Source organism: Embleya australiensis (assembly GCF_051903075.1).
Lineage (GTDB): Bacteria > Actinomycetota > Actinomycetes > Streptomycetales > Streptomycetaceae > Embleya.
This window is the reverse complement of sequence record NZ_CP182422.1, coordinates 5,825,621-5,852,061: the sequence shown is the minus strand read 5'-3', so window position 1 is coordinate 5,852,061 and position 26,441 is coordinate 5,825,621. Positions and strand designations below refer to the sequence as shown.

Here is a 26,441-nt window from a genome sequence, read left to right as displayed (position 1 = left end):
TACACATCATGTGTATCGTGCACATTCATTGACCGCGGCAATCATTCCGCCGCTGCCGGCACCCCAGCCCTACGCCACAAGTCCCAGGAGGCAGTCAGTGACCGGTTCGAGCGGCATACCAAAGCCGAGCCCGGCGGGTGCGGGCGCAGGTGCAGGTACGGGTGCGGGCATCCTCCCCCACCCACCCGCCACCGTGGATCGCGCCGGCCGGGTCGTGGCCGTACTCGCCTTCTGCGGCGTCGTCGTCGCGCTGATGCAGACCCTGGTCGTCCCGCTACTGCCGAACCTGCCCCGAATGCTCGACACCTCGCCGGCAGACGCCTCCTGGGTGGTCACCGCCACGCTGCTGTCGGGGGCGGTCTGCACACCCGTGATGGGGCGCCTCGGCGACATGTTCGGCAAACGCCGGATCCTGGTCGTCAGCCTCGGCCTGATGGTCGCCGGCTCGGTGTTGTGCGCGTTGTCCGACTCGCTGCTCCCGATGGTGGGCGGCCGGCTCCTCCAGGGCGCGTCGTTCGGCGTGATCCCGCTCGGCATCAGCATCATGCGCGACGAACTCCCGCCCGCGAAGCTGGGCTCCTCGATCGCGCTGATGAGCGCCACGCTCGGCATCGGCGGCGCGATCGGACTGCCGGTGGCCGCGTTGATCGCGCAGAACGCCGACTGGCACATGATGTTCTGGGCGGCCGGCGCGATCGGCGCGCTGGACATCGTCCTCGTACTGCTCCTGGTGCCCGAGTCGCCGGTCCGGCTGCCGGGACGGTTCGACTTCGCGGGCGCGGGCGGCCTGTCCGTCGGGCTCGTCGCCCTGCTGCTCGCCATCACCAAGGGCGCCGACTGGGGCTGGGGCAGCGCCGTCACGCTCGGTCTGCTGGGCCTCGCGGTCGTGGTCCTGCTCGGCTGGGGATGGCTCGAACTGCGCACCGCGCAGCCGCTCGTCGACCTGCGCGTCTCGGCCCGCCCGCAGGTGCTCTTCACCAACCTCGCCTCGATCGTGGTCGGTTTCGCGATGTTCGCCCAGTCCCTGGTGTTCCCGCAGGTGTTGATGAATCCGGAGAGCACCGGCTACGGGCTGGGCAAGAGCATGGTGGTCGCGGGTCTGTGCATGGCGCCGTCCGGGATCGTGATGATGCTCATCTCGCCGCTGTCCGCCCGGCTTTCGGCCGCCCATGGGCCGAAGGTCTCGCTCCTGGTGGGCACCCTGGTGATCGCGATCGGCTACGCGTGCTCGGTGTTCATGCTCGACGCGATCTGGAAGATCGTCGCGATGGCGGTGCTGTCGGCGGTCGGTGTGGCCCTGGCCTACGCGGCGATGCCCTCGCTGATCATGCAGGCCGTGCCGATCGGCGAGACCGGGTCGGCTACGGGCCTGAACACGCTGATGCGCTCGATCGGGACGTCGACGTCCAGCGCGGTGATCGGCGTCGTGGTCGCGAACCTGACGATGCGTTCGGGTGGGCGGGAGTTCCCCTCCCGCGCCGCGTTCACGACTTCGCTGTGGTTGGGCTGCGGCGCGGCGGTCCTGGGCCTGTGCGTCGCGTTGTTCATCCCCGGACGCAAACCGGTCGAAGCCGCGCAGATCCCGATGCGGAAGCGCAAGGAGGACTCCGAGGCCGTACCGACCGCGACCTGACGGCACATCAATTCCCGTGTCGCGCATGGTCAAACCCGCTCGGGTAACCGATGCTCGTAAGTCTTACCCAGGCGCCGACCACCCCTCCGGGAGATCGTCACCCCTACTCCGCCACTCGACAGGGAGCCCCAATGAGCCTTCCCACCTTCCGCGGATCGCGTACACCGGTACCCGATTCAAGCTCCGGGAGCACGTGGACCACCGCGTCCGAATGGCGACGGCAACCGCTGCCGGTGACCCTCCCGGAGGACTGGCCGGTCCTGGCCGGCGGCCTCGTGGTGGTCGCCGCGCACCCGGAGGACGCGGTGCTCGGGGTGGGCGGATTCATCTCGCGGGCGGTGGCGGGCGGCGCGCCGGTCCGGGTGGTCAGCGTGACCGACGGCGACGCGTCCCATCCGGGCAGCCGCTTACCCGGATCGGTACTGGCCGCCCGACGCATCCGGGAATCCGACCGGGCGTTCGCCACGCTGGTCGGCAATCCCGGCGGGGTGGCCCCGGTCGAGGTGATCCGGCTGCGCATCCCGGACCGCACGGTCGGCAGCCACGAACGCGACCTGGCGGAGCGGCTGATCCCGCTCGTCGCGGGCTTCGCGCTGTGCGCCACGAACTGGCGCGAGGACGGCTTCGCGGACCACGAGAGCACCGGCCGCGCGGCCGACGCGGCGTGCCGGGAAACCGGCGTCGGGCTGGTCGAGTTCCCGCTGCGGATGTGGCAGTGGGCCCGACCGGACGACGCCCGGGTGCCGTGGAGCCGGGCACTGCGGGTCGACCTGACCGAGGTGCAACAGGCCCGCAAGGAACGGGCGTTGTCGTGCCTGGCCTCCCAAATAGCCCCGCTGGTCCCGGGCCGCGACGACCGAATCCCCCTCCCCCCGGAAAAACTCGCCTACTTCCGCCGCCCCTTCGAGGTCCTGTTCCGCTGACCCGACCCGACAGGCCGTACGCACGCCGGGCCCTCCGGGATAGTCGACCACGCGACCGGCGGGCCCGGAGGGCACCGCCGACCCGAACGGCCATGGCGGGCCCGGGCAGACGTGGCAGACCCACGCGATAACGGCGGGCAGAGGCGGTCGCAGCCGCCAGGCGAGCCCGGGCGGTCGGAGGATCCCGGACGACCACGGGCGACAGGGCGGCCAGGAGGGCATCCGGCGTGCGGACGTCCCGCTCAGCGGCTGCACCGGCCCGGCCGCTCGACTCCGGCCCGGCGGCGATACCCGTGCGGCGAGCCCGGCCCGCCCCGCCGACCCGCACGGTCCCGGGCGGCCTGGCCGGCCCGGGCGGCCTCGGCCCCCACTCCGGCCTCGGGAGGCGCGGCCGGCCGGTGGCCGCACGGCGCACCGCACACGGCCTGCGCCACGCCACGCCGCGCCGACCCGTACCCACCCCGAGCCATCAGGCGCCAGGCTCAGCCCGGGATCATCAACCGTTCACGCAACGAAGCCAGCGTGCGGGCCAGAAGGCGGGACACGTGCATCTGCGAGATGCCGATCCGCTCGCCGATCTGCGCCTGCGTCAGGTTGCCGTAGAACCGCATGACCAGGATCGCCCGCTCCCGCTGCGGCAACTCGGCCAGCAGCGGGCGCAGCGCCTCGCGGTACTCGACCAGGTCGAGCGCGTGGTCCTCGGAGCCGAGCCGGTCGCCGACCGTCTCCTGCCCGTCCGCGTCCCCGTAGGCGGTCTCGTCCAGCGAGGTCGCGGTGTACACGGTGCAGGCGTCCAGGCCCTCCAGCACCTCCTCCTCGGTGATGCACAACCGCTCCGCCAGCTCGCGCGGTGTGGGCGTACGCCCGTGCATCGCGGTCAGCTCGTCGGTGGCCCGCAGCAGCTCGGTACGCAGCTCGCGCAGCCGCCGCGGCACCCGCACCGACCAGGAGGTGTCCCGGAAGAAACGCTTGATCTCGCCGATGATGGTCGGCATCGCGTAGGCCATGAAGCTGCTGCCGCGGTCCGCCTCGTAGCGGTCGATCGCCTTGATCAGGCCGATCGTGCCGACCTGGACGATGTCCTCGACCGGCTCACCGCGCCGCCGGTAGCGCCCGGCCGCGTGCCGCACCATCGGCAGGTTCAGCTCGACGAGCAGTCCGCGCAGGTACGAGTGGTCCACGGTGCCCGGCTCCAGCGTGGCGAGCCGGGCGAGCATCAGATCGCCGGCCGCCCGGGCCATCGGCGTGGGCAGCCGGGTGACCAGGTGCGGGTGGGCCAACAGGTCGTCGAGATCTACGGTCGGCGCCGGCGGGGGTGCCGCGACGCGGGGTTCCGCGGTCGTGTCGAGGGTGCTCAGGCGCACGGCCATGCAGGGTCTCCCAATCCGGATGGATGGACACCGATAACCCCGAGCGACATCGAGTCTGTGACCTGAAGCACAGGAAGATCAAGAGCCCTCCGGGGGTACGTCCTGAGGTCAGGATCGCGACATGCGGGCTCACCTCGGCAAACGACGGACCGGCGAAACGGAAAAAACGCACGAAAGCAGCCCATATGGCGCAGCGAAAGCGGACATTCGCTAATCAAACGTCTGCCAAACGTGTCCGTAAAACGCCACGAACCACCACCCGAATGCTCGGGTGGTGGTTCGTGTGGTTCGGGCCGTTTGAGAAAACGACCGGGTCGGTCCGGGATTCGATCGACTCCGCCCCGCGCCCAAACGCGGGTGGGACCGGGTCGGCCCGCCAGGCTCAAGCCGAGGCCCGGCCCGACCCGACCCGGCTCAGCCCAGTTCGAGCAGCAGATCCCCCGCCTCGACCGAGGACACCTGCCCGATCGCGAGCCGGGCCACCGTCCCCGCGCTCTGCGCCGTGATCGACGCCTCCATCTTCATCGCCTCGATGGTCGCCACCGTGCCGCCGGCCTCGACCTCGTCGCCCACGGCCACCTGGAGGGTGACCACACCGCTGAACGGCGCGGCCACGTGCTTCGGGTTCTCCGGGTTGGCCCGCTCGCTCTCCGGACGCGCCGGCTTGACCGAGCGGTCGCGCACCGAGAGCACCCGGGGCTGGCCGTTCATCCGGCAGTACACGGTGCGGAAGCCGCGCTCGTCGGCCTCGCCGACCGCCTCGACCGCGAGGTAGAGCGACACCCCCGTGGCCAACTTGATGGCCAGTTCCTCGCCCTGGACCAGGCCGTACAGGAACGGCACGGTCGGCACCGCGGAGACGTCGCCGTACAACCGCTCGGCCTCGTCGTAGTCCCGGGCCGGGCCGGGGAACAGCAGCCGGTTGAGCGTCTCGCGCAGCCGGTCGCCGTCCAGCGCGGCGTCCTGCTCCGGGGTCAGCTCCACCGTGCGGGTCGAGCTTGCCGTGCGGCCCGCGAGGGCGCGGGTGCGGAACGGCTCGGGCCAGCCGCCGGGCGGGGTGCCCAGCTCGCCCTGGAGGAAGCCGATCACCGAGTCCGGCACGTCGAACGCGCCCGGGTCGGCCTCGAACTTGGCGGGGTCCGCGCCCACCGCGCTCAGGTGCAGGGCCAGGTCGCCGACCACCTTGCTGGACGGGGTGACCTTGACGATGTTGCCGAGGATCCGGTTCGAGGCCGCGTAGGCGTCCTCGATGTCCTCGAACTTGTGGCCCAGGCCCAGCGCGATCGCCTGCTGGCGCAGGTTGGACAGCTGGCCGCCGGGGATCTCGTGCCGGTACACCCGCCCGGTCGGCGCGGGCAGCCCCGACTCGAACGGCACGTACGCCTCGCGCACCGCGGCCCAGTAGGGCTCCAGCGCGCACAGCGCGTCCAGGGACAGGCCGGTGGCCCGCTCGGTGTAGTCGGTCGCGGCCACGATCGCGGACAGCGGCGGCTGGCTGGTGGTACCGGCCAGCGCGGCCGCGGCGCCGTCGATCGCGTCCACCCCGGCCTCGACCGCGGCCAGGTAGGTGGCGAGCTGCCCGCCGGCGGTGTCGTGCGTGTGCAGGTGTACCGGCAGGTCGAAGCGCTCGCGCAGCGCGCCGATCAGGGTCCGGGCGGCGGGCGCGCGGAGCAGGCCGGCCATGTCCTTGACGCACAGCACGTGGACGCCGGCCTCGACCAGCTGCTCGGCGAGCCGCAGGTAGTAGTCCAGCGTGTACAGCTTCTCGGCCGGGTTGGACAGGTCGCTCGTGTAGCAGAGCGTGCCCTCGGCGATCGCGTGCGTGCCGAGGGTGGCCTCGATCGCCGGCCGCATCGCCTCGACGTCGTTGAGCGCGTCGAAGATGCGGAAGATGTCGATGCCGGTGCGGGCCGCCTCCTCGACGAACTTCACGCACACCTTGTCCGGGTACGGCGTGTAGCCGACCGTGTTGCGTCCGCGCAGCAACATCTGGATGTTGAGGTTGGGCATGCCCTCGCGCAGCGCCGCGAGCCGCTGCCACGGGTCCTCCTTGAGGAAGCGCAGCGCGACGTCGTAGGTCGCCCCGCCCCACGCCTCGACGCTCAGCAACTCCGGCGTCAGGCGCGCCACATAGGGCGCCGCGGCGGCGAGGTCGTAGGTGCGTACCCGGGTCGCGAGCAGCGACTGGTGCGCGTCGCGGAAGGTGGTGTCGGTGACCGCCAGCGCGCTCTGCTCGCGCAGGGCCCGGGCGAAGCCGGCCGCGCCCAGCTCCAGGAGCCGGTCCCGGCTGCCCGAGGGCAGCTCGCCGGCGGGCAGTTCGGGGAACTTGGTGTGCGGCACCGCGATGCTCGGCGTCGGGCCGTACGGGCGGTTGACCGTGACGTCGGCCAGGTAGGCGAGCAGGCGGGTGCCGCGGTCGGCGCCGGGGCGGGAGCGGACCAGTTCGGGGTGCTCGTCGATGAACGAAGTGGTGATCCGTCCGTCGCGGAAGGCCGGGTCGTCCAACACGGCCTGCAGGAACGGGATGTTCGTGGCCACGCCGCGGATGCGGAACTCGGCCACCGCGCGCCGGGCCCGGCTGACCGCGTCGCCGAAGGTCCGGCCCCGGCAGGTCAGCTTGACCAGCATCGAGTCGAAGTAGGGCAGCACTTCGGCGCCGGTGTAGGTACCGCCGTCGAGCCGCACGCCCGCGCCGCCCGGCGAGCGGTAGGCGGACACCGTGCCGGTGTCGGGGCGGAAGTCGGCCGAGGGGTCCTCGGTGGTGATCCGGCACTGCAACGCGGCGCCCTGGATCCGGATCTCGCTCTGCACCAGGCCGAGGTCGGTCAGGCTCGCGCCGGCGGCGACGCGCAGCTGGGCCTGGACCAGGTCGACGCCGGTGATCTCCTCGGTGACCGTGTGCTCGACCTGGATGCGCGGGTTCATCTCGATGAACACGTAGCGCCCGCGCTCGTCGAGCAGGAACTCGACGGTGCCCGCGTTGCGGTAGCCCACCGCCTCGGCGAAGCGCACCGCGTCGGCGCAGATCCGGTCGCGCAGTTCGGGGTCGAGGTTGGGCGCCGGGGCGATCTCGATGACCTTCTGGTGCCGCCGCTGCATCGAGCAGTCGCGCTCGTACAGGTGCACCACGCCGCCGTCGGCGCCGGCCAGGATCTGTACCTCGATGTGGCGCGGGCGGATGACGGCCTCTTCGAGGAAGACCGTCGGGTCGCCGAACGCGGTCTGCGCCTCGCGCATCGCGGTCTCGATCGAGGAGCGCAGGTCCTCGCGCCGGTCCACTTTGCGCAGCCCGCGCCCGCCACCGCCGGCGGCGGCCTTGACGAAGATCGGGAAGCCGATCTCGTCGGCCGCGGCCACCAGCGCGTCCACGTCGTCCTGCGGCGGCGCGGTGTGCAGGGTGGGCAGCCCGGCGCCCTTGGCCGCCTCCAGCGCGCGCACCTTGTTGCCCGCGAGCGAGAGCACCTCGGCCGAGGGGCCGACGAAGGTGATCCCGTTGGCCTCGCACGCCTCGGCGAGCAGCGGGTTCTCGGACAGGAAGCCGTAGCCGGGGTAGATCGCGTCGGCGCCGCACGCGATCGCCGCGCCGACGATGGTGTCCACGTCGAGGTAGGCGCGCAGCGGGTGTCCGCGCTCGCCGATCTCGTAGCTCTCGTCCGCCTTCTGCCGATGCAGGGAGTGACGGTCCTCGTACGCGTAGACGGCGACCGTGGTGATGTCGAGCTCGGTGGCGGCGCGCAGGGCGCGTACGGCGATTTCGCCGCGGTTGGCCACCAACAGCTTACGGATCACGAGCTGCGTACCTCCTTGCCCGGGGTGTCCGGGTGCGGGGGAAATCGGACGGGTACCTCGAGACGACGAAGTGCCGGGCCCTGGGTGGAGTCTCGGCAACGGGTCGAACCCTGCGTGACTTTAGGACACGTGTGCAGGTGCCCCGCAGGCCCGGTCCACATGCCGGGCACGGCGGGCGGACCGGGATTCCGTGTCCCACCTGGGGATATCGGGTTCATCGGGGCGGGTGTGACCTTGCTCGCAGCCCGCATCGCGAGACATTTCGACCCGAACGGCGGGGGTGGGCGGGCGTGCCCGCGTGGGCCGGATCGCGGCGCGGTCGCGGCCCGATCGCACCGTCGGCCGGGACATGGCGGATCAAATGTCGGATCATGCGGAAGGCCGGGGACGACCCGGGAGTCGAGCCGGGGACGACCCGGGCAACGGGAACGGGGAACGCCGTGAGGGTTCGGATGGGCGTGGCGGTCGTGGTCGCGGCCGTCGTGCTGCCGCTGGCCGGGTGCGACGACGGCGACGGGGGCGGTACGAAGGCGGCCGGGGACAAGGGCGCGAGTCCGGCCGCGAGCGGCGGCACCGGTGCGAGCGGCGACCTGCGGGCGGTGGACGCGTGCTCGATCCTGACCGCCGACCAGGTCTCGCAGGCGCTGGCGCTGCCGGGCCTGAAGGCCGCGCAGAATCCGCTGGGCTGCGACTACGCGGCGGCCGACGGTGCCCCGGTGGTCAGCACGATCGCCACGCGCTCCAAGGCGGGCGGGGTGGACAAGGCGCTGGAGGCGTACCTGGGCACGCTGGGCGACGCGCGCACCGAGAAGGTGGCGGGGGTGGGCGACGCGGCGGTGTACGTGCAGCCCGACACCATCGGCGGCGTACTGGTCGTCGCGGCCCGGCGGGGCGACGAGACGGCGGTCTTCTCGCTGAACGCGGGCGGCGGCGACCCGCCGCCGAGCAAGGAGCAGTTGGTGTCGCTGGCGAAGCTGGCGGTGGCGAAGATGTGAGGGAGGGGGCTGAGGGGGCCGGCCCGCCGATCGTTGCGCTGTGATCACGATCGTGCGCGTACGGTCACTCATCGTTCGAGGGTACGGGTTGCGGCCGGTTCGGGGAACGGCGGCGAATCGTCATATCGTGTACGGATATTGACCCTCCGTCATCTTCGCGCCGGCTTCGCGGGCCGGTTGGTTCGTCCGGGCCCTCGTACCCCGCGAGGCGGGACCAATGTCACGGCTGATTCCGGCGTCGGCGGGCACATGGTGGGCAGGGGAGCTGTATGACCCTGGCGCGATGAGGGATGAGCCAGGCTGGCGGCGCCGACGGGTTCCTACCCTTCACGCTCTTCATGCCCTTCAGTCCCTCGTCCCCTCCGTACCCTTCGATCCGGGAGCGACGACGTGAGTGATCTGCTGACCACCCCCGGCCCGCGGCTGGACCGCTTCGAGCGCGACGCCGTGCCGTTCCTGGAGCCGCTCTACCCGGCCGCGTTGCGGATGACCCGCAATGCCTCCGATGCCGAGGACCTGGTCCAGGAGACGTTCACCAAGGCGTACGCGTCCTTCCATCAGTTCCGCGACGGCACCAATCTCAAGGCATGGCTGTATCGGATCCTCACCAACACCTTCATCACCTCCTACCGCAGAAAGCAGCGGCAGCCGGTGGTGTCGACCACGCAGGAGATCGAGGACTGGCAGCTGTACCGGGCCGCCTCGCACGAGTCGACGGGGTTGCGCTCGGCGGAGCTGGAGGCGCTGGACCACCTGCCGGACTCGGACGTGGTGGCCGCGTTGCGGGCGCTGCCCGAGGAGTTCCGCGTGACGGTGTACCTCGCGGACGTCGAGGGCTTTCCGTACAAGGAGATCGCCGCGTTCACGAAGGTGCCGCTGGGCACGGTGATGTCGCGCCTGCACCGGGGGCGGCGGCGGTTGCGTGAGGCGTTGGCGGACTACGCGCGCGAGCGTGGGTTCGTCGTCGCGGCGTAGTCCGCCTTGTCGCCGGGCCTGGTCGATGCCGGTGTGGCTACAGGTGCGGTGTGGCTACAGGTGCGGTGTGGCTACAGGTGCTTGAGGATCTCCGGCAGCAGGTCGTGGTACGTGTTGCCCTTGGTGGCCCGGCCGATCGCGGTGGCCTGCCAGCCGTCGGCCACGCGGGCCAGCTTGACCATGATCTGCGCGTCGTGGCCGCCGTGTTCGGACAGTTCGTAGCGCACGATCTCGCTGTCGTCGTGCTCGTCGACGAGCCGGCAGTAGGCGTTGGCGACTCGCGAGAAGGCGTGGCTGGAGTCGGCGCTGACCGTGAAGACCAGTGCCGTCACGCGCGGCGACAGCGCGGCGAGGTCGACGATGATCGACTCGTCGTCGCCGTCGCCCGCGCCGGTGGTGTTGTCGCCGGTGTGCGTGACGGCGCCGTCCTTGGACACCAACTGCCGCGGCCACACCGTGTCGACGAGGTGGTGGTCGGCGTCGAACAGCAGGCAGGACGCGTCGAGGTCGACGCCGGTGAGCGCCTGCAGACCCGGGCGCAGCCCCTTGTGCTTGACCGCGTCCCAGCCCAGCCCCATCCGGACCCGCGCGGCCGAACCGGCCTCGCCCTTGCCGATGGTGACGCTCTCCCCCTGTGCGAGAACGACCGTCATCGCAAACTCCCCTCTACGGTGGTTCCCCGATTGCGCCGGCCCGTCCCGAGACGGGCCGCGTCTGGCTGGAGAGCATCCTAGGGCGAGTGGATCAGTCCGGCGGCGCGAGTGTGTCGTTCGGTCCGAGTCGAGGGATATCCGGTATGGGCCGGCCAAGGGTCGGGTCAGGCCGTGCTGCCCGGTCGGGGCGTGCTCGACGTGGTGCCGCGGTCGGGGATCTCGATCACCTCGGCGGCGGGCGGCGCGGTCACCTTCACCGGGACGTCGAAATCGCCGTAGCTGATCGAGCCGCTGCTCTTGTTGCCCCTGCCGCCCTTGGACACGATCAGCACCGGGTAGGGCTTTCCGCCCTGGGCCTCGATGTAGACCTTGCCGTCGTCGCGTCCGGGCGGGCCGGTGAGCGGGATCATCCGCCGGTTGTTGATCGTCTCGACGGGCAGCTTGACGCCGTCCTCCGGGAAGTCCTTGAGCGCCGCGCCCGGGTCGGCCACGGTGGTGATGTCGCGTACGCCGCGCAGCTTCTCGCTGTTGGCGTCGCCCTTGAGCCACTTCCCGGCAAGCAGCTTGGCGGTGAGTTCGCCGTCCACCGTGCCGACCAGCGAGCGATACGCCTGCTCGTCGCCCCGGACGTACATGGCGTCGCCGATCCGGCGCACCTCCAGGCGTACGCCGTTCTGCTCGACGGTGCCCTGGAAGTCCTCGCTGCCACGGTCCACCTTGAGGTCCAGCTTGGTCGCCTTGCCGTCGGAGACGATGTCCGCGACGACGTGCACAGTCTTGATGTTCGCGGCCGACTGCTTGGCGCGGCGCGCGAGTTCGCCGACGTCCAGGTCCTCGTTGCGCACGGTCTCGTCGAGCCCGGAGGACGCGCTGTCGGTGACCGGCGCGGTCGGCGTGCTCTTCTCGATGGTGGACAGGGGACTCGACTCGCTGCCACAAGCACTCAACGCCGCGAGCGATATGCACACCGCCACCACGGCCCCGACCCGGTGTCTCCCCACACGATTGCGACGCACACCCACTCCTAGCTCCACTGGCTCCACCGAACGAACCCCACCCGACAACCTTGCCCCTCTGACGACCCACCCCGCTTCGCGGTTCCCCACCCGCCACGCTAGGCCCCGCGCCGGAACCTGTCGCGGGGGAAGCCCGTGCTTCCAGGCAACGCCGACTCCGTCTCGGGAGCGGGGGACGCCGGGGAACGTCCGGCGTGACACGGGCCGATCACGATCAGCGGTCGGTGACGGGCCTGTCGGGTCAGACACTCCCAGCCCGTCGCGGCCGGCGGCGCCGGCGTCGGCATCGCGCACCACCTCCCGTTGGCCGGGGGTGGGGCGGGGGCGGGGCTCCGAGGCTCCGGGCTTCCGGCGAGGCGGGCGCGTCGCTTGGCGGAAAGCGGCCGGCAGCGGCGGGCAGGGCGAGGGGTCGGGCGGGATCCGGCGGGTCGCCTTCCCGAGGGGGCCGGGCGTTCGCGGCGAACGTCGCGCCTGTGGTGACGGGGTGCCGGTGCGGGCCGGGCCAGAGTCGCCGGGGCGGCCGCCGCCAGCGTGCGGGGCTCCGGGACCCGGGTTTTCGGCGAGGCGGGGGCGTTGCTCGGCGGAAAAGCCGGCTGGCAGCGGCGGGCAGGGCGGACGTCGGGTCGGATCCGCCGGGTGGCCTTCGAGAGGGGGCGGGCGTTCCCGGCGGGCGTTGCACCTGTGGCTGCGGGGTGTCAATCCGAGCCGGGCCAGAGTCGCCGGGCGGCCGCCGCCAGCGTGCGGGGCTCCGAAACCTGGGCTTTCGGCGAGGCGGGGGCGTTGCTCGGCGGAAAAGCCGGCTGGCGGCAGGGAGGGTGAGGGGGCGGGTCGAGTCCGCCGGAGAGCCTTACTGAAGGGGCCGAGGCGGTGTTTTCGGGGTGTGGTGGGCGTGTGGGTGACGGACGGTTCACGAACCCGGACGGCGTGGGGTGCCGCAGTCTCGGCGCGGGAGAAAACCCCAGGTCAGCAGGAAGAGTAGCTGTTTAGAGGGCCTCGGGATCCGGGTGCGGCCCCCACTGGGCACCTTCGGTTTCCTCGACGGCCTCTGTGAGGTCGCAGCAAACGAAGCTGACTGCCACTGCACAGTTTCGGTCTCCGCACCGGCGTTGAGGGCGTCGGAGCACACGAAACCGGCACTCGACGCCCGACTTCGCCCCCTGAGCACGCAAATCCGCAGGTCACCGAAACCTCGAAGCCCGCAACCACCCACCGAGATCCGGCTCCGAACTCCAACCCTCCCCCAGACGCCGCCCGAAACACCCCAGCCCACTCGGAAGGCTCCTCGACGGACCAACTCGGCCCTCACCCCGCCCGCCACCGCCAGCCGGCTTTTCCGCCGAACAACACCCCTGCCTCGTCGAGACCCCGGGGTCTCGGAGCCCCGCACGCTGGCGGCGGCCCACCCGGCGACTCTGACCCGGCCCGGATTGGCACCCCATCACCACAGGCGCAACGCCCGCCGCGAACACCCGACCCCCACCCGAAAGCCACCCGGCGCAACCGAACCGACCCCTCACCCTGCCCCCCGCTGCCGGCCGGTTTCCGCCGAGCAACGCCCCCGCCTCGTCGAGACCCCGGGGTCTCGGAGCCCCGCACGCTGGCGGCGGCCCACCCGGCGACTCTGACCCGGCCCGGATTGGCATCCCGTCACCACAGGCGCAACGCCCGCCGCGAACACCCGACCCCCTCCCGAAAGCCACCCGGCGCAACCGAACCGACCCCTCACCCTCCCCGCGGCTGCCGGCCGGCTTTTCCGCCGAACAACGCTCCCGCCTCGCCGAAAACCCGGGTCCCGGAGCCTCGCACGCCGGCGGCGGCCCACCCTGCGACTCTGGCCCGGCCCGTACCGGCGACCACACCCACAACGCCCGCCGCGAACACCCGACCCCCACCCGAAGGCATCCGACAGTACCGCGCGGAGCAGCGTCGTGCCCGCTTCCCGGGTGGCGACCGCTCCGCACCGGTCGGTGTCCGGGTGGCCGCCGGTGCCATGTTCCGGTTTCGGCGGGCGCGGGCGTGTCAGTTCCTTTGTGTAAGCCCTGGGGTGGTTACTGAACGTTGATGCGGTCTTCGAAGAACAGCGCGAACGCGTTCAGGGCGTTCTTCCAGTGTGGCGCGACCAGGTTCAGGTCGCGTGCCCGTGGTTCGATCTGCTCGCGAACCGCCGGGTAGAGCACCTTGAGCGCGGCCTGTTCCGTGGGGAAGTGACCGCGATTGCGGGTGGCCTTCCTCAGCCTGGCGTTCATCGATTCGATCATGTTGGTGCTGTAGACGACCCTCCTTATGTCCGGCGGGAGCGCCAGGTAGGGGACGAACTCGGGCCAGGCCCGCTGCCAGGTCTGGACAATGGCCGGGTAGCGGATTCCGAGGTCCGAGGACGCGAACGCGTCCAGGGCCTGTTCGGCGGCCTGTTCGGTCGGGGCCGTGTAGATCGTCTTCAGGGCGGTGACGAGCTTCGCGTGGTCCTTCTTCGAGGCGAACCGCAGCGAGGCGCGGATCAGGTGGATCACGCAGGTCTGGACGGTCGCCTTGGGCCAGGTCGCGGTGACCGCCTCGGGCAGGCCCTTCAATCCGTCGCAGGCGACGATGCAGACATCCTCGATGCCGCGGTTGCGCAGTTCGGTCAGGACGGCGATCCAGGTGGTGGCGCCCTCGCCCCCGTCACCGATCCACAGGCCCAGGACGTCCTTGCGGCCGTCCATGTCGACGCCGACCGCGACGAACACCGGCCGGTTGACGACCTTGCCGGAGCGGATCTTGATCCACAGGGCGTCGATGTAGACGATCGGCCATACCGGGTCCAGGGGACGGTTCTGCCATGCGGCGAGTTCGTCGGCGACCGCGTCGGTGACGCGCGAGATCAGGTCGGGGCTGACCTGGACTCCGTAGATCCCGGCAAGGTGGGATCGGATGTCGCGCACGCTCATCCCGCGCGCATAGAGGGAGAGGATCCGGTCGTCGAACCCGGCCAGGCGTCGGGCATGCCTGGGAACCAGTGCCGGTTCGAAGTCGCCGTTGCGATCACGAGGGACCGCGATGGTGACCTCGCCCACGTCGGTGAGCACCGTCTTGGCCGAGGTGCCGTTGCGTGAATTACCCGAGCCCCGGCCCGCCGGGTCGTGTCGCTCGTAGCCGAGATGTTCGGTCATCTCCGCGTCCAGGGCCCGTTCCAACACGGCCCGGGTGATCTCGGTCAGCAGACCGCCCTCGCCCAACAGAGCGACACCGGAGGCGTCCGCACGGTCCATCAACCGCTCGACGACCTCGCCCACCACATCATCGGCCACACCTGTGACCTGCGGGTTCTCGTTCTCGGTCATGACTCGTCCGTTCCGGGAGGCCGGGATCCGAGACGGTACCCCGGCCCACCTTGCACATCACGGACTTACACGAACTATCTGATATGCCCGGCGGGCGCGCAATGCGGGGCCGAAAGAGTGGGGAATCGCTCGTTGTTGGTGTTCTGGCGCATAGCATCGGTGGGTTGTTCGGTCGGGGTTTGTGGAGGGTGCCGCGTGTCGTTTGTCGTGTCTGCCGACGGGGTCGGGACGGATCGTGGGGATGCGGTTGTCGTCGGTGGGGACGCGATGTCGCGGGAGGGGTTGTTCGGGGCGGCTCGGGCGTTGGCGGAGCGGATCGCCGGGGCGCCGGCCGTGGCGGTGCGGGCCGATGCCTCGTTGGGGACGGTGATCGCCACGCTGGGTGGGTTGCTGGCCGGGGTGCCGGTCGTGCCGGTGCCGCCGGACTCGGGGCCGTTGGAGCGGGCGCACATCCTGTCGGACTCGGGGGCCGCGCTGCTGGTGGCGCCGGGGGCGTGGACGGATACCGGGCTGCCCACGATGGAGGTCGACCCCGCAGCTCGGTCGGCGGGCACGTTGCCGGAGCCGGGTCCGGATACGACCGCGCTGATCCTGTACACCAGTGGCACCACCGGCCCGCCGAAGGGTGTGTTGATCTCGCACGCGGCGATCGCGGCCGGGCTGGACGGGGCGATCGAGGCGTGGGACTGGACGGCGGACGACGTCCTCGTGCACGGGCTGCCGCTGTTCCACGTGCACGGGCTCGTGCTGGGCGTGCTCGGTGCGCTGCGGACCGGGTCGCGGCTCGTGCATACGGGGCGGCCCACCCCGGCGGGCTACGCGGCGGCCGGGGGCAGTCTGTACTTCGGCGTGCCGACCGTGTGGTCGCGGATCGCGCAGGACCCGGACTCGGCGCGGGCGTTGGCCGGCGCACGACTGCTGGTGTCGGGGAGCGCGCCACTGCCGGTGCCGGTGTTCGAGCGTGTCGCCGAACTCACCGGACACCGGCCGGTCGAGCGGTACGGCATGACCGAGACACTGATCACGCTCAGCACCCGGGCCGACGGCGAACGCCGGCCCGGATCCGTCGGATGGCCGATCGCGGGTGTGCGGACGCGGCTGGTCGGCGAGGACGGGTCGCCGTGTGCGCATGACGGCGAGACCGTGGGCGAGTTGCAGGTCGACTCGCCGACGCTGTTCCAGGGATACCTGAATCGCCCCGAGGCCACCGCCGCGACGCTCACCACCGACGGGTGGTTCCGCACCGGCGACGTGGCGGTGATCGACGCCGACGGCCGGCACCGGATCGTCGGCCGGGCGAGTACGGACCTGATCAAGACCGGCGGCTACCGGGTCGGCGCGGGCGAGGTCGAGGGCGCGCTCCTGGCCCACCCGGCGGTCCACGAGGCGGCCGTGATCGGTGCCCCGCATGCCGATCTCGGCCAGGAGATCGTCGCGTTCGTAGTCCTGGCACCAGGCGGCGAGGTGACGGAGCGCCAACTCATCGACCACGTGGCGGCCGGCCTGTCCGTGCACAAGCGCCCCCGCCGCGTCCTCTTCGTCGCCGACCTCCCGCGCAACGCGATGGGCAAAGTCCAGAAGAAACTGCTGGCCGACTAAGGGTCGGCGGGACCTGCGGACCATGGCCGGCCGCAGGCGGGCCGAGCGTGGTCACCGCCCACCGCCAACCCACCAGCCCCCGGTTCGGTTCATGCCGACGCTTTGTCGCACACACCCCGCCCACCTGCAACAACGCCGCCATTGGCGTCAGTTGGGTGCTATCGACACAGACGATCCGCAACCCGCGGCCGGCACCATCTGGTCATGAGTAGTCGCCCGGTAAAGCGCACGATCAGCCCCCTCGCCGCCGGCCTGATCGCCGTGGGGGTCGTCTTCGGGTTTGCCGTCCTGATGGTCTTGGAGCATTACGACCCGGCAGTGATCACCACGGTCGTCACCGGCACCAGCCTCGCTGCGGCCGAACTCGTCCGTCGACTCCAGACGCCGGCAATGCAGGACCCACCCGAGCGATACCGTGTCGGCCCGTCGGACCCGACGTCCGCTCCGGACGAGGCCGCCCCGCCCACCCGCACCTCCTCGCCGGACCACACCTCCGTATCGGAGCGCAGCGGAGAGGATCGGTCGTGATCCCACCGTCGGTCTCCCTGATCGGGAGCTTCCGGCAGCACTACCCTCAAGTCCTGGCGGCTGCACGTGAGTTCGCGGCCGCCGGTGTGGTGGTGAAGTCGCCCCCGATGTCCCGAATCACCAACCACGGCAGCGAATTCGTGCGCTTCGCCTCCGATCCGCCGTTCTCCTCGGACCATGCCATCCAGGCCGCGACCCTGAAGAAGATCTACTCCTCGGACTTCGTGTACGTCGTGGACCCGGACGGATACATCGGCCGCACGACCGCGTGGGAGCTGGGCATCGTGCACGAGCGGGGCCTCGCGGTCTTCTACGCGGAACCGCCGAAGGATCTTCCGTTCGAGGTCCCCCGGGGATCTGTGGTGAGTGCGCGTGATCTGGCGACCTCCATTCGTGGCGGCGCACGGCCCGGACCGGTGAGACGACCGCGAGTCGCGACGCTGCCGACGGCCGACATCGTCATCTTCACGATCCGTTCGGGGCGGTTGCACGTCCTGCTGATCAGGCGCGCCACCGACCCGTTCTCCGGACAGCTCGCACTTCCCGGCGGGTTCGTCCGCCCCGGTGAGTCCCTGGAGGACACCGCGATGCGAGAGCTCATGGAGGAGACCGGCCTGGACGGCTCCGGGATTCCGTTCCAGCAGTTGCACACGTACTCGCATCCGCGGCGCGATCCCCGGGGACGGATCTCCTCGACCGCTTTCCTGGCGATCGCCCCGAACCTGCCCGAGGTGACCGGTGCGACGGATGCCTATCGGGCGGACTGGGTCGAGGTGGAGGAATCCCTGTGGGATCACCGGGGCTATCTCGCCTTCGACCACGGCGTGATCCTGCGACACGGGCTCGAACGTGCGCGCCGGCTGCTGGAACACACCACCGTCGGCATCGACTTCTGTGGGGCCGAATTCACCATCAGCGAGTTGCGCGAGGTCTACGAAGCGGTTTGGGGCGTCAGGCTCAACCCGCAGAACTTTCAGCGCAGGGTGCGGAACACCACCGCGTTCGTGGTGAGGACCAACGAAAAACGGACATCCCGGCCCGGGGCCCCGGCCCAGCTGTTCCGCCGGGGCGCGGCACGGACGCTGGAGCCGCCGATGATGCAACCCAGGCAGCGGGGGTGAACGGTCGGGGCCACGTCAGATCAGGCAGCAGCAGGGGGGGCCGAGGCGGTCGTGGATGTCGCGGTCGATGTCGGCGAGGGTGACGAGGTGCGTGTCGCCGAAGCCGCGTAGGCCGGGGAGGCGGATCTCGAACGGCTCGCCGCCTCGGTCGGGTTCGACGTCGCCGACGTGGAACCACGAGACCGGTCCCCTGTGCGAGATCCACCAGCCGCACTCGTGGTAGGGCCAGTGGCCGCCGAGTTCGAGCGCGACGGCAAGGCCGGATCCGCGCTCGATCCGGCGAGGCAACCGGATCGCGTCGACCTCGCACAGTTCGACGCACACGATCGGCGCCCGGTCGGGAGCGGCTCCGACGACTTCGAGTTCGTAGCGGTTGGCCACCGACCGCCGAACCGCCTCCTCCGCAAGGGCAAAGGCCATGTGCCCGACGTCTTCCCGCCGTTGCCCCACGACCCCGACCTCGTCACACACCCGATGCACGGTCTCCCGCGTGAGCCGAGCCGCCTCCCCATCGGCCACGAGCGGCGTATAGACGACGGCCCGCGCAAACCCCGCCCGCATCACGGCTCCCGCCGAGTGGGGTTGAGCCCGTAGAGCGCCCGAGACAGCCCGGCGTGCAGCAACTCGGCCCGCACACCGTCCAGAAGCAGATTGATCTTCCCGACGGGCTCAGCCTCCGCGTCACAGGCAAGGAGCGGAACAGTGATGATCCCGTTCCCCTTGTCACGCACGACGGAGCGGTCGGGATCGATGGCAGTGAATCGGATATCGGCCATTGGTTACCTGAGCGTGAGTCCGACGTGTTCGAACGACCAAGCAAGCAGCGCACGATCACCCGCAGTAACCGAGCAACCGCACAACGTGCCCTGAGTGGAGTGTGGCACTTAATTTGCCGCCATGGAAATGCCATGGGCGATTTGCCTGAGCAAAAGTGTGCCGAACCGGGCGTGATGCCACTGATCATGGGCCACCTTGCCCGGAGCAGCTCAAGGTCGGGAGACTGGCGACGCGAACAGTGACGGAGGAACCACACACGATGAGTACTGAGCCGACCATGGCCGGTGGTCCGCGTCGACTACAGGTCGCGACGTTGCTCACGACCTTGCGAAAGCGCGCCGCACTGACGAAGGCAGCCGTCGGTGAGGCCACCGGCTTCGGTACCTCCACCGTGCATCGGTACGAGGACTGGCGATCCCCGGTCGGGATTCGCTGGCAGGTCGTCCGCGACATCGCCCATGCTTGCGGTGCCACCGATGACGAAATCGAACCACTGATCCGTCTCGCCAAGGAGACCAGGACGAGCGGCGGTTGGTGGGTGGACAACGGCGCCGTACCGCCGTGGATGTCTCCACTCGTTCTGATGGAAGACCAAGGCGAGTACGAACACGTCTTCGCGCCACTGCTGATTCCGGGCCTGCTCCAGACGCGCGAATACGCGCTCGCGGTGCACCAACGGCTTTCGGTCCGCGTTCCCAGCGGCGAAATCGAGGCCATGGTCGAGACACGCATGCAACGCCAGTCCGTGCTCACCCGGACTCCGCCACTCCATGTCTGGGTGGTGCTCGGCGAGGCAGCACTCCGGCAAGTCGTGGGCGGGCCCGAGGTGATGGGCGCTCAGATCAATCACCTGTGTGAGGTTGCCCAGGAACCGAACATCGACATCCAGATCCTGCCGTTCGCAGCTGGGGCGCACGCCGCAGGCATGAGTCACTTCGTGCTCCTCGGGGCCGGCGGCGGCCAGATGCGCGTCGCCTACGTCGAGACTCTGACGGGCGGCCTGTACCACGACAAGGAAAGCGAAGTCGCCCCACATACGATCGCGTTCGAATATCTCAGGGCCCAAGCACTGAGCCAACACGCATCAGCCGCGTTCATGGCGGCGGCACGTAAGGAGCTCCTGTGACACCCACTCAATGGCGTAAGTCCAGCTACAGCGGCCCCAACAACGAATGTGTCGAGATCGCTCCCGCGCCTGGCGGCGCGGCCGTTCGGGACAGTAAAGACCCCGGCGTCGGGTCGATCCGCGCCACCGGCGCGCCGTGGGCCGAGTTCCTCGCCGCGCTCAAGAACGTCTGACGCTCGACGGTGAGCCGCCCCGCTTGCGGGCGGGGCGGCCTTCGTTGCGCGCATCTTGCGCTGAACCCCGAGGAGTTGCCTGATGCTGCTTACCGAGGCCGAGTTCGACGCCTGCTTCGACGACGCGCGCTTCGAGGCATTTCGCCTCGAAGCGCTGAGTGCCTACGCCGTGCCGGTGGAAACGCCGCGATTTCGCAGCTACCTGGCGGGCGAGCCCTACGACCCGGAGGCCGAACCGGCTGCCTGGTACGACTACATCCGCGAGCGAACCGCCGCCGGGGTCACCTTCCGGAAGGTCCGCATGCTCAAGGGGCCGCTCAGTGAATACGAGCGGTGGGAGTGCGAATGGTCGTACACCGCCACCGAGCGAGTCGGCCAACGCACGCACGTCATCGACCTGGCGGAGATGACCGCCCCGGACGAACTCCCGTCCTACGACTGGTGGATGTTCGACCGCGCGTCGGTCGTGCGCATGCACTACGGCGACGGCGGCGAGTTCATCGGTGCCGAGCGGCTTGGCGACGAAGTCGTCCTCCGGCACGTGCGTTGGCGCGACGAGGCGGTCGCCGCCGCCGTGTCGTTCCCGGACTACTGGGATGCGCATCCGCAGTACTGGCGGCAGAACTGGTCGGCAGCTCCCGGGGGTTCGTGATCGACCCTCAGCCCCGGGTGGCGATCAGGCTCGTCTCCGGGAGGCGTACCAGGGGGATTCGGCGGTCGGTGCGGGTTTGGTAGTTGGCGTAGTAGGCGCGGTCGGCGGTCAGGGCGGCCCAGGTCTTCGTGTACTCGTCGCCGTCGAGGATTTCCGGGACGCTCCAGTACGTGGCGCGCTGCACGCGGACCAGGAGCTGCGGGTTGGCCGTGCGGTCGGACAGGTTCACGTACCAGGACGGGTGCTTGGCGGCGCCGGCGAAGGAGCCGACCACGACGCGGTGGCCGTTCTCGTCCGCCCAGAACGGGAGGGCGACCTTGTGCATCCGACCACTCTTGCGGCCGACGGTGTGTACGAGCACGTGGTTCATCCCGGCCAGCAGCCAGACGTCGTCGCCGTCGGACTGTTCCATCTGCGAGACGTGCTCCTTGGTGAAGAGAACGATCTCCTCGGGCGAGGGCTCGATGAATTCGTCGTTCTTCTGTTCCGCCATGATGGTTTTCGCTCCAGGAAAGGCACGCGCGGCAGTTGGGTTGCGCGACTCTAGTCCGGGTCTCGCCAACCATCAATGCCGGTCTCGGGGATCCGGACGTGGTCCGCGTCACGGCTCCCGACCCCCGTCCGGGCCACCGCCGAGGCCGCTCGGACCAGCGCCGCCACCGCCGTCGAGCGGGACCGTTCGGGCCAGGCGACGGCCAGGACCGAGGGCGGCGCGTCCACGACCGGCCGGAACACGACGCCCGGCCGGGGGTAGCGGGCCGCCACGGACACCGGCAGCAGCGGGGTTCGGCCACCCAGGGCCACCAGCGTCAACAGTTGGGCAAGGTCGCGGCCCGCGCAGCGGTGCTCCTCGATGTACCGGTCCACCTCCTCGGGGCGCAACCCCAGGTCGGCGAGGGTCAACGACTCCTCGGCCGCGAGCGGGTGTGCGCCGGGGAGCGCGGCCACGCGCGGTTCGGCGATCAGCGTCTCGGCGTCCAGGCCGGCGCGGTCGAACGGCTCGTGGACCAGGGCCACGTCCACCTCGCCCCGGCGCAGCAGGTCGGGCTGTTCATGCCAGCCGCACAGCCGGATCCGTACCGGCATCGCTCCCGGTTCGGCCGCGTAGCGCGCCAACATCGGCTCCAGCAGGTCCCCGTCACCGTCCGCCTTCACCGCCAGCACCAGCTTCGGCGAGGCGTCGGCGGCGCGCCGGGCCCGACGTCCGGCGGCCTCCAGCGCGTCCAGCGCGGGCCGCGCCTCCGCCAGGAGCACTGCCCCGGCGGGGGTCAGCGCCACACTGTGCGTGGTCCGCTCGAACAGGACCGCGCCCACTTCCGTCTCCAGCGCGCGGATCGCGCGCGACAGCGGTGGCGGCGAGATCCCCAGCCGCTCGGCGGCGCGCGCGAAGTTCAGCTCCTCGGCGACGGCGACGAAGTAGCGCAGCGGGCGGGACTCCACGTACTCACCCTCTCCCTCTCGCAGTCACACTCACGCTCAACACTCACACGCCTCACCCGGTATTGCCCTGAGGGTAACAACCGGGAGCCGATCGATCCTTCAGCTCAGGGCCGCCGGCCACCAGGCTCGACGACATCCCTTCGAACATCTCTCCTGGAGTATTCGTGATCGTCGTCACCACCCCGACCGGACAGATCGGCGCGCAGGTTCTCACCGGCCTTCTCGACGCCCCGGGTGCCGTCCCGCCCGTCCGGGTGATCGCCCGCGACCCCGCGCGCCTGCCCGCGAACATCCGCGAGCGGGTCGAGGTCGTCGCGGGTTCGCACGCCGACCCCGTCGTACTGAAGGAGGTGTGCGCGGGCGCCGACCGGATCTTCTGGTTGGCGCCGCCGACACCCGGCGCCGACAACGTCGACGGCCACTTCCGCGCCTTCACCGAGCCGCTGCGCGACGTGGTCGGCGGCGACGGCATCCGACGCGTCGTCGCCGTCTCCACCCTCGGGCGCGGCGTGGCCGAGAACGCCGGGCAGATCTCCGCCTCGCTCGCCATGGACGAGGCGATCGCCGCCATGGACGTGCACTACCGGGCGCTGTGTCCGCCCTTCCTGATGGAGAACCTGCTGCACCAGGTCGAGGCGATTCGCCGCACGGGCATGTTCTTCATGGCCACCACCGAGGACCGGGTCCTGCGCACTTGCGCCACCCGGGACATCGCCGCCACGGCGGTCCGACTGCTTCTCGACGACTCCTGGACCGGTTCGGCCGACGTCCCGCTGGTCGGCCCCGACGACCTGACCCCGCTGGGCATGGCGGACGTCCTGTCCGAGGTGCTCGGCCGGTCGATCCGCTTCCAGCGCACGAGCAGCGCCGACTACAAGGCGACCCTGATCGGCCACGGCGCGAGCGAGGCATGGGCCCAGGGGCTCGCCGACATGGTGGACTCGCTGGACGCCCAGGGCTACTACGGCGCCGACGCGGCAAGCACGCCCGAGACCGCGCCGACCACGTTCCGCCGGTGGTGCGAGGAGGTACTGCGGCCCGCCGTCGCGGCCTGACCGAACCCGGCCCGCGCGCGACGCACGTGCCTGTGATCACACCGATATGGGCAGGTCGGGGCGCCCTCCCCCTCGTAGGATCGCGACAAATCCTACGAGGGGACAACGGGGCATGGACGCACGGCGATTCGTGGTGGTCAGCGGCGCGGGCAGCGGCATCGGACGGGCCATCGCACGCCGATTCGCCGCGCAGGGCGACCACGTGACCGTGCTGGGCCGGCGTCCCGGGCCGATCGCCGACGTCGCCGAGGAGATCGGCGGCGTCGCGGTCGCCGTCGACCTGACGGACCCTCATGCGGTGGAGCGGGCCCGGGAGTCGCTGCCCGCGCGGGTGGACGTACTGGTCAACAACGCCGGCCAGCGGCTGCCCGCCCTCGACGAGCCCGACCTGGCCGCCGTCGCCGACCACTGGCGCGGGATGTACGACCACATCGTCCTGCCCACCGTGCTGCTCACCGAGGCCCTGCTCCCCCGCATCGCCCGCCCCGGCGGCCGCATCGTGTCGATCGGCTCGACCGCCGGACTGCGCGGCAACAACGCGTACGGCGCCGCCAAGGCCGCCGTACACGCCTGGAACCACACCCTCGCTGCCCGGGTCGGCCCCGACGGCATCACCGCCAACATCGTCGTCCCCGGCTACATCGCCGACACCGAGTTCGCCTTCGACATGGTCCAGGACGCCGCCGAACACGCCCGCCGCGCGGACGCCACGCTCGTCAAGCGCATCGGCCGCCCCGACGACATCGCCGCAGCGGTCGCCTTCGTCGCCTCCCCCGAAGCGGGCTACATGACCGGCGAGTTCGTCAACGTCAGCGGCGGCCACGTCCTGGGCCGTTAGGCAACACGCCGAGGTGCCGGACGCCGAGGGCGGGCAGGAGTCGAGTCAACGCTCGACCAGTCGCGGACGCGGGGCCTCGCCCGCGGATTCCGCGTCGGTGTCGTCGGCACCATCGGCGCCGACCGGGCCGCCGGGAAGCAGCGAGTCCAGCCACTTCGGCAACCACCAGTTGGCCCGGCCGAGGAGTGTCATGGTCGCCGGTACCAGCACCATGCGGACGACCGTGGCGTCGACGAAGATCGCGGTGGCCAGGCCGAGCCCGAACATCTTGGTGGAGGGGTCGTCGGCGACGGCGAAGGACAGGAAGACCGCCACCATGATGAGGGCGGCCGAGGTGATGATCCGGGCGGTGCCCGAGATACCGTCGACGATCGCCCCGCCGTTGTCGCCGGTGCGCAGGTACTCCTCGCGTACGCGGGAGAGGAGGAAGACCTCGTAGTCCATCGACAGGCCGAACAGGATGGCGAAGAGGAACATCGGGATGAACGACACGATCGGAACCGTCGCTTCCAACCCGATCAGTGCGCCTCCCCAGCCCCACTGGAAGACCGCGACCATGACGCCGTAGGCCGCGCCGATGCTCAGCAGATTCAGCAGCACCGCCTTGAGCGGTACGAGTATCGAGCGGAAGACCAGCATGAGCAGCAGGAACGACATCGCCAGCACGGTGGCGACGAACAACGGCAGGCGTTCGCTGGTGCGTCGGCCCACATCGGACAGGCTCGCGGCGGCGCCGCCGACGTGGGCCCTGGCCGGGCCGTGCCCGACCGCCGTGGGCAGCACGTCGGTGCGCAGCCGGGCGATGGTGTCGGCCGTGGCCTTGTCCTGAGGGCTGGTGGTCGGGAACACCACGAGGGTCGCGATGCCGGTGGCCCGATCGATGTGCGTCGGCGCGACGGACGCGATGCCCGGATCCGCCGCGACCGTCGCGACGAGTCGGTCCAGCACTCCCGGATCACCGGCGGGGTCCGCGGCGATGACGAGGGGACCGTTGATGCCCGGGCCGAACCCCTCGGCGACGAGGTCGTAGGCCCGGCGCTCGGTACGGCTGTGGGGCAGTGAGCCGTCGTCGGGCAGGCCGACGCGCAGGCCGAGCACGGGCAGCGCCGCGGTCAGCAGCAGCCCCGCCGCGCCGACCGCGTACGGCACCGGGTGCCGGCTGACGTGCCCGATCCAGCGACGCCACCCGGCGGCGTGGGCGGCGCCCGCCGCAGGGCCTCGCCGCCGTGCGAGTCGGGCCGACTTCCTCGTCCGCAGAGCCCGTCCGATCCGGCCGGCCCGGGCCAGGCGTGGGCCGGCGGCGCCGAGGAACGCGGGCAGCAGCGTCACCGACGCGAGCACCATGGTCAGGACGACGATCGAGACGGCGAACCCGCCCACCGTCATGAACGGTACGTTCGCGACCGCCATGCCCAGGATCGATACGACGACGGTGCCGCCGGCGAAGACCACGGGCCGCCCCGCCGTGGCCACCGCTCGCCCCGCCGCCTCGCGGGGATCGAGCCCGCGCGCGAGGTACTCCCGGTGCCTGGCGAGCACGAACAGCGCGTAGTCGATGCCCACTCCGAGCCCGACCATGCTGCCCAGGACGGGGGCGAAGGTCGGCACGTCCGTCACCCCCGCCAGCACCGTCATCGTGGCAACCCCGGCGGTCAGCCCGAAAACCGCCATGCCGATCGGCAACGCGGCGGCGACGAGCGAACCGAACGCCAGGAACAGGATCGCGGCCGCGGCAAGGATGCCGATCAGCTCGCTGACGCCGCCGTCGGGGTTGGAGAAGGCGTAGAAGAGGTCCCCGCCCATCTCGATGCGCAGGGGCAGTTCGGCGCGCAGCCGCTCGCCGAGATCGACGAGGGCGTCGAGGTCCTTCGCCGACAGCCGGCTCTGGTCGGGGTACTGCACCCGGACGACCGCGATCCGCCCGTCGGCCGAGACCAGGCCGCTGCGCACGCTGGTGTCACCGGCCGCGTCGAGTGCCCCCGCCGGGTCGCTCGTGCCGAGTACGTGCGGCAGCCGCCGCACCTCGGTCTGCAGCCGCGTCAGGGCGGTGTGCGCGCTGCCGTGGTCGAAGAACGTCGCGCCGCCGTCGCGGGGGGTGACGACCACCTGGGCGGTCATCCCCTCTTGGCCGGTGCCGGCCCGCTCGATCAGTTGCGCGGCCCGTTGGGAGTCCAGTCCCGGAACGGTCATCGAGTCCGCGGTCCGCCCGCCGATGGCGATCGCGGCGAGGACCGCAAGCGTGGCGGCGATCAGCCATGCCGCGATCACCCGCCAGGGATGGCGGGCGGCACTTGTGCCCAGGCGCAACAGGGCTTTCGAGAGCATCGATTTCTCCAACCACCTCGTCGGCCGTCCTTGTCCGGCCGCCGATGCCGAGGTTCGTCGCCACGGCGCTCCGCGGCATCGGCTCGCGGGCCGCGGATCCTTCGGCCCCGGGGCCGAGTGACGCCCCGTCCTT

Annotated in this window: 22 protein-coding genes; 13 read left to right on the top strand and 9 right to left on the bottom strand. The window is 70.9% G+C overall.

Going from position 1 to position 26,441, the window contains the following annotated elements; all coding sequences use genetic code 11:
• The first annotated feature begins 193 nt into the window (after nt 1-193).
• Both ACMXN5_RS25335 and ACMXN5_RS25330 read left to right on the top strand, forming a co-directional pair.
• Complete coding sequence (locus ACMXN5_RS25335; protein ID WP_439677128.1) at nt 194-1,633, top strand: MFS transporter; 1,440 nt, start codon at nt 194-196, stop codon at nt 1,631-1,633.
• 233 nt (nt 1,634-1,866) lie between these two features.
• Nucleotides 1,867-2,556 carry a PIG-L deacetylase family protein gene (locus ACMXN5_RS25330; RefSeq protein WP_439677127.1) on the top strand — a complete coding sequence of 230 codons (690 nt, stop codon included), beginning with the start codon at nt 1,867-1,869 and terminating at the stop codon, nt 2,554-2,556.
• A 482-nt stretch (nt 2,557-3,038) separates the two neighbouring features.
• Here the strand turns inward: ACMXN5_RS25330 and ACMXN5_RS25325 are convergent, their stop codons facing one another.
• A complete protein-coding gene (locus ACMXN5_RS25325; protein ID WP_379996598.1) occupies nt 3,039-3,926 on the bottom strand; it encodes an RNA polymerase sigma factor SigF in 888 nt (295 codons plus the stop codon).
• 414 nt (nt 3,927-4,340) lie between these two features.
• A complete protein-coding gene (locus tag ACMXN5_RS25320) occupies nt 4,341-7,715 on the bottom strand; it encodes a pyruvate carboxylase (protein WP_439677126.1) in 3,375 nt (1,124 codons plus the stop codon).
• A gap of 440 nt (nt 7,716-8,155) precedes the next feature.
• Here ACMXN5_RS25320 and ACMXN5_RS25315 point away from each other — a divergent pair, with 440 nt between their 5' ends.
• Nucleotides 8,156-8,710, top strand: coding sequence for a DUF3558 family protein (locus ACMXN5_RS25315; protein WP_439677125.1), 555 nt, complete (start codon nt 8,156-8,158; stop codon nt 8,708-8,710).
• Between the two features lie 390 nt (nt 8,711-9,100).
• A complete protein-coding gene (locus ACMXN5_RS25310; RefSeq protein WP_379996593.1) occupies nt 9,101-9,685 on the top strand; it encodes a sigma-70 family RNA polymerase sigma factor in 585 nt (194 codons plus the stop codon).
• A gap of 71 nt (nt 9,686-9,756) precedes the next feature.
• On the opposite strand, the gene ACMXN5_RS25305 is transcribed toward ACMXN5_RS25310, so the two are convergent.
• From ACMXN5_RS25305 to ACMXN5_RS25295, 3 genes are all read right to left on the bottom strand, one after another.
• A complete protein-coding gene (locus ACMXN5_RS25305; protein WP_439677124.1) occupies nt 9,757-10,338 on the bottom strand; it encodes a TerD family protein in 582 nt (193 codons plus the stop codon).
• A 164-nt stretch (nt 10,339-10,502) separates the two neighbouring features.
• Nucleotides 10,503-11,354, bottom strand: a complete 852-nt coding sequence (locus tag ACMXN5_RS25300) for a hypothetical protein (RefSeq protein WP_439677123.1) — start codon at nt 11,352-11,354, stop codon at nt 10,503-10,505.
• A gap of 2,048 nt (nt 11,355-13,402) precedes the next feature.
• Nucleotides 13,403-14,674, bottom strand: a complete 1,272-nt coding sequence (locus ACMXN5_RS25295) for an IS256 family transposase (protein WP_439677122.1) — start codon at nt 14,672-14,674, stop codon at nt 13,403-13,405.
• Between the two features lie 267 nt (nt 14,675-14,941).
• Between ACMXN5_RS25295 and ACMXN5_RS25290 the strand changes: the two genes are divergently transcribed.
• The 3 genes from ACMXN5_RS25290 to ACMXN5_RS25280 all read left to right on the top strand — a co-directional run bounded on the left by ACMXN5_RS25290 (nt 14,942) and on the right by ACMXN5_RS25280 (nt 17,922).
• Nucleotides 14,942-16,273 carry an acyl-CoA synthetase gene (locus ACMXN5_RS25290; RefSeq protein WP_439678073.1) on the top strand — a complete coding sequence of 444 codons (1,332 nt, stop codon included), beginning with the start codon at nt 14,942-14,944 and terminating at the stop codon, nt 16,271-16,273.
• 204 nt (nt 16,274-16,477) lie between these two features.
• The gene (locus tag ACMXN5_RS25285; protein WP_439677121.1) at nt 16,478-16,801 is read left to right on the top strand and encodes a hypothetical protein; all 324 of its coding nucleotides are present in this window, start codon (nt 16,478-16,480) and stop codon (nt 16,799-16,801) included.
• A complete protein-coding gene (locus tag ACMXN5_RS25280) occupies nt 16,798-17,922 on the top strand; it encodes an NUDIX hydrolase (RefSeq protein ID WP_439677120.1) in 1,125 nt (374 codons plus the stop codon). Before ACMXN5_RS25285 ends, ACMXN5_RS25280 begins: the two co-directional genes overlap by 4 nt.
• Nucleotides 17,923-17,937: 15 nt before the next feature.
• On the opposite strand, the gene ACMXN5_RS25275 is transcribed toward ACMXN5_RS25280, so the two are convergent.
• A complete protein-coding gene (locus tag ACMXN5_RS25275) occupies nt 17,938-18,342 on the bottom strand; it encodes a hypothetical protein (RefSeq protein WP_439677119.1) in 405 nt (134 codons plus the stop codon).
• Between the two features lie 194 nt (nt 18,343-18,536).
• On the opposite strand from ACMXN5_RS25275, the gene ACMXN5_RS25270 reads away from it, so the two are divergent.
• The 4 genes from ACMXN5_RS25270 to ACMXN5_RS25255 all read left to right on the top strand — a co-directional run bounded on the left by ACMXN5_RS25270 (nt 18,537) and on the right by ACMXN5_RS25255 (nt 20,650).
• On the top strand, nt 18,537-18,941 hold the full coding sequence (locus ACMXN5_RS25270; protein WP_439677118.1) for a hypothetical protein: 405 nt from the start codon (nt 18,537-18,539) through the stop codon (nt 18,939-18,941).
• A gap of 17 nt (nt 18,942-18,958) precedes the next feature.
• On the top strand, nt 18,959-19,825 hold the full coding sequence (locus tag ACMXN5_RS25265; protein ID WP_439677117.1) for a helix-turn-helix domain-containing protein: 867 nt from the start codon (nt 18,959-18,961) through the stop codon (nt 19,823-19,825).
• Nucleotides 19,822-19,998, top strand: coding sequence for a DUF397 domain-containing protein (locus tag ACMXN5_RS25260; RefSeq protein WP_439677116.1), 177 nt, complete (start codon nt 19,822-19,824; stop codon nt 19,996-19,998). Before ACMXN5_RS25265 ends, ACMXN5_RS25260 begins: the two co-directional genes overlap by 4 nt.
• An 82-nt stretch (nt 19,999-20,080) precedes the next feature.
• Complete coding sequence (locus tag ACMXN5_RS25255) at nt 20,081-20,650, top strand: DUF6879 family protein (protein ID WP_439677115.1); 570 nt, start codon at nt 20,081-20,083, stop codon at nt 20,648-20,650.
• 7 nt (nt 20,651-20,657) lie between these two features.
• On the opposite strand, the gene ACMXN5_RS25250 is transcribed toward ACMXN5_RS25255, so the two are convergent.
• A complete protein-coding gene (locus ACMXN5_RS25250) occupies nt 20,658-21,143 on the bottom strand; it encodes a nitroreductase/quinone reductase family protein (protein ID WP_439677114.1) in 486 nt (161 codons plus the stop codon).
• Nucleotides 21,144-21,193: 50 nt separating this feature from the next.
• Nucleotides 21,194-22,090 carry a LysR family transcriptional regulator gene (locus ACMXN5_RS25245; protein ID WP_439677113.1) on the bottom strand — a complete coding sequence of 299 codons (897 nt, stop codon included), beginning with the start codon at nt 22,088-22,090 and terminating at the stop codon, nt 21,194-21,196.
• 164 nt (nt 22,091-22,254) lie between these two features.
• Here ACMXN5_RS25245 and ACMXN5_RS25240 point away from each other — a divergent pair, with 164 nt between their 5' ends.
• Both ACMXN5_RS25240 and ACMXN5_RS25235 read left to right on the top strand, forming a co-directional pair.
• On the top strand, nt 22,255-23,145 hold the full coding sequence (locus ACMXN5_RS25240) for an NAD(P)H-binding protein (RefSeq protein ID WP_439677112.1): 891 nt from the start codon (nt 22,255-22,257) through the stop codon (nt 23,143-23,145).
• Nucleotides 23,146-23,257: 112 nt separating this feature from the next.
• A complete protein-coding gene (locus tag ACMXN5_RS25235) occupies nt 23,258-23,983 on the top strand; it encodes an SDR family NAD(P)-dependent oxidoreductase (RefSeq protein ID WP_439677111.1) in 726 nt (241 codons plus the stop codon).
• 45 nt (nt 23,984-24,028) lie between these two features.
• On the opposite strand, the gene ACMXN5_RS25230 is transcribed toward ACMXN5_RS25235, so the two are convergent.
• Complete coding sequence (locus ACMXN5_RS25230; protein WP_439677110.1) at nt 24,029-26,308, bottom strand: MMPL family transporter; 2,280 nt, start codon at nt 26,306-26,308, stop codon at nt 24,029-24,031.
• Between the last annotated feature and the right edge of the window lie 133 nt (nt 26,309-26,441).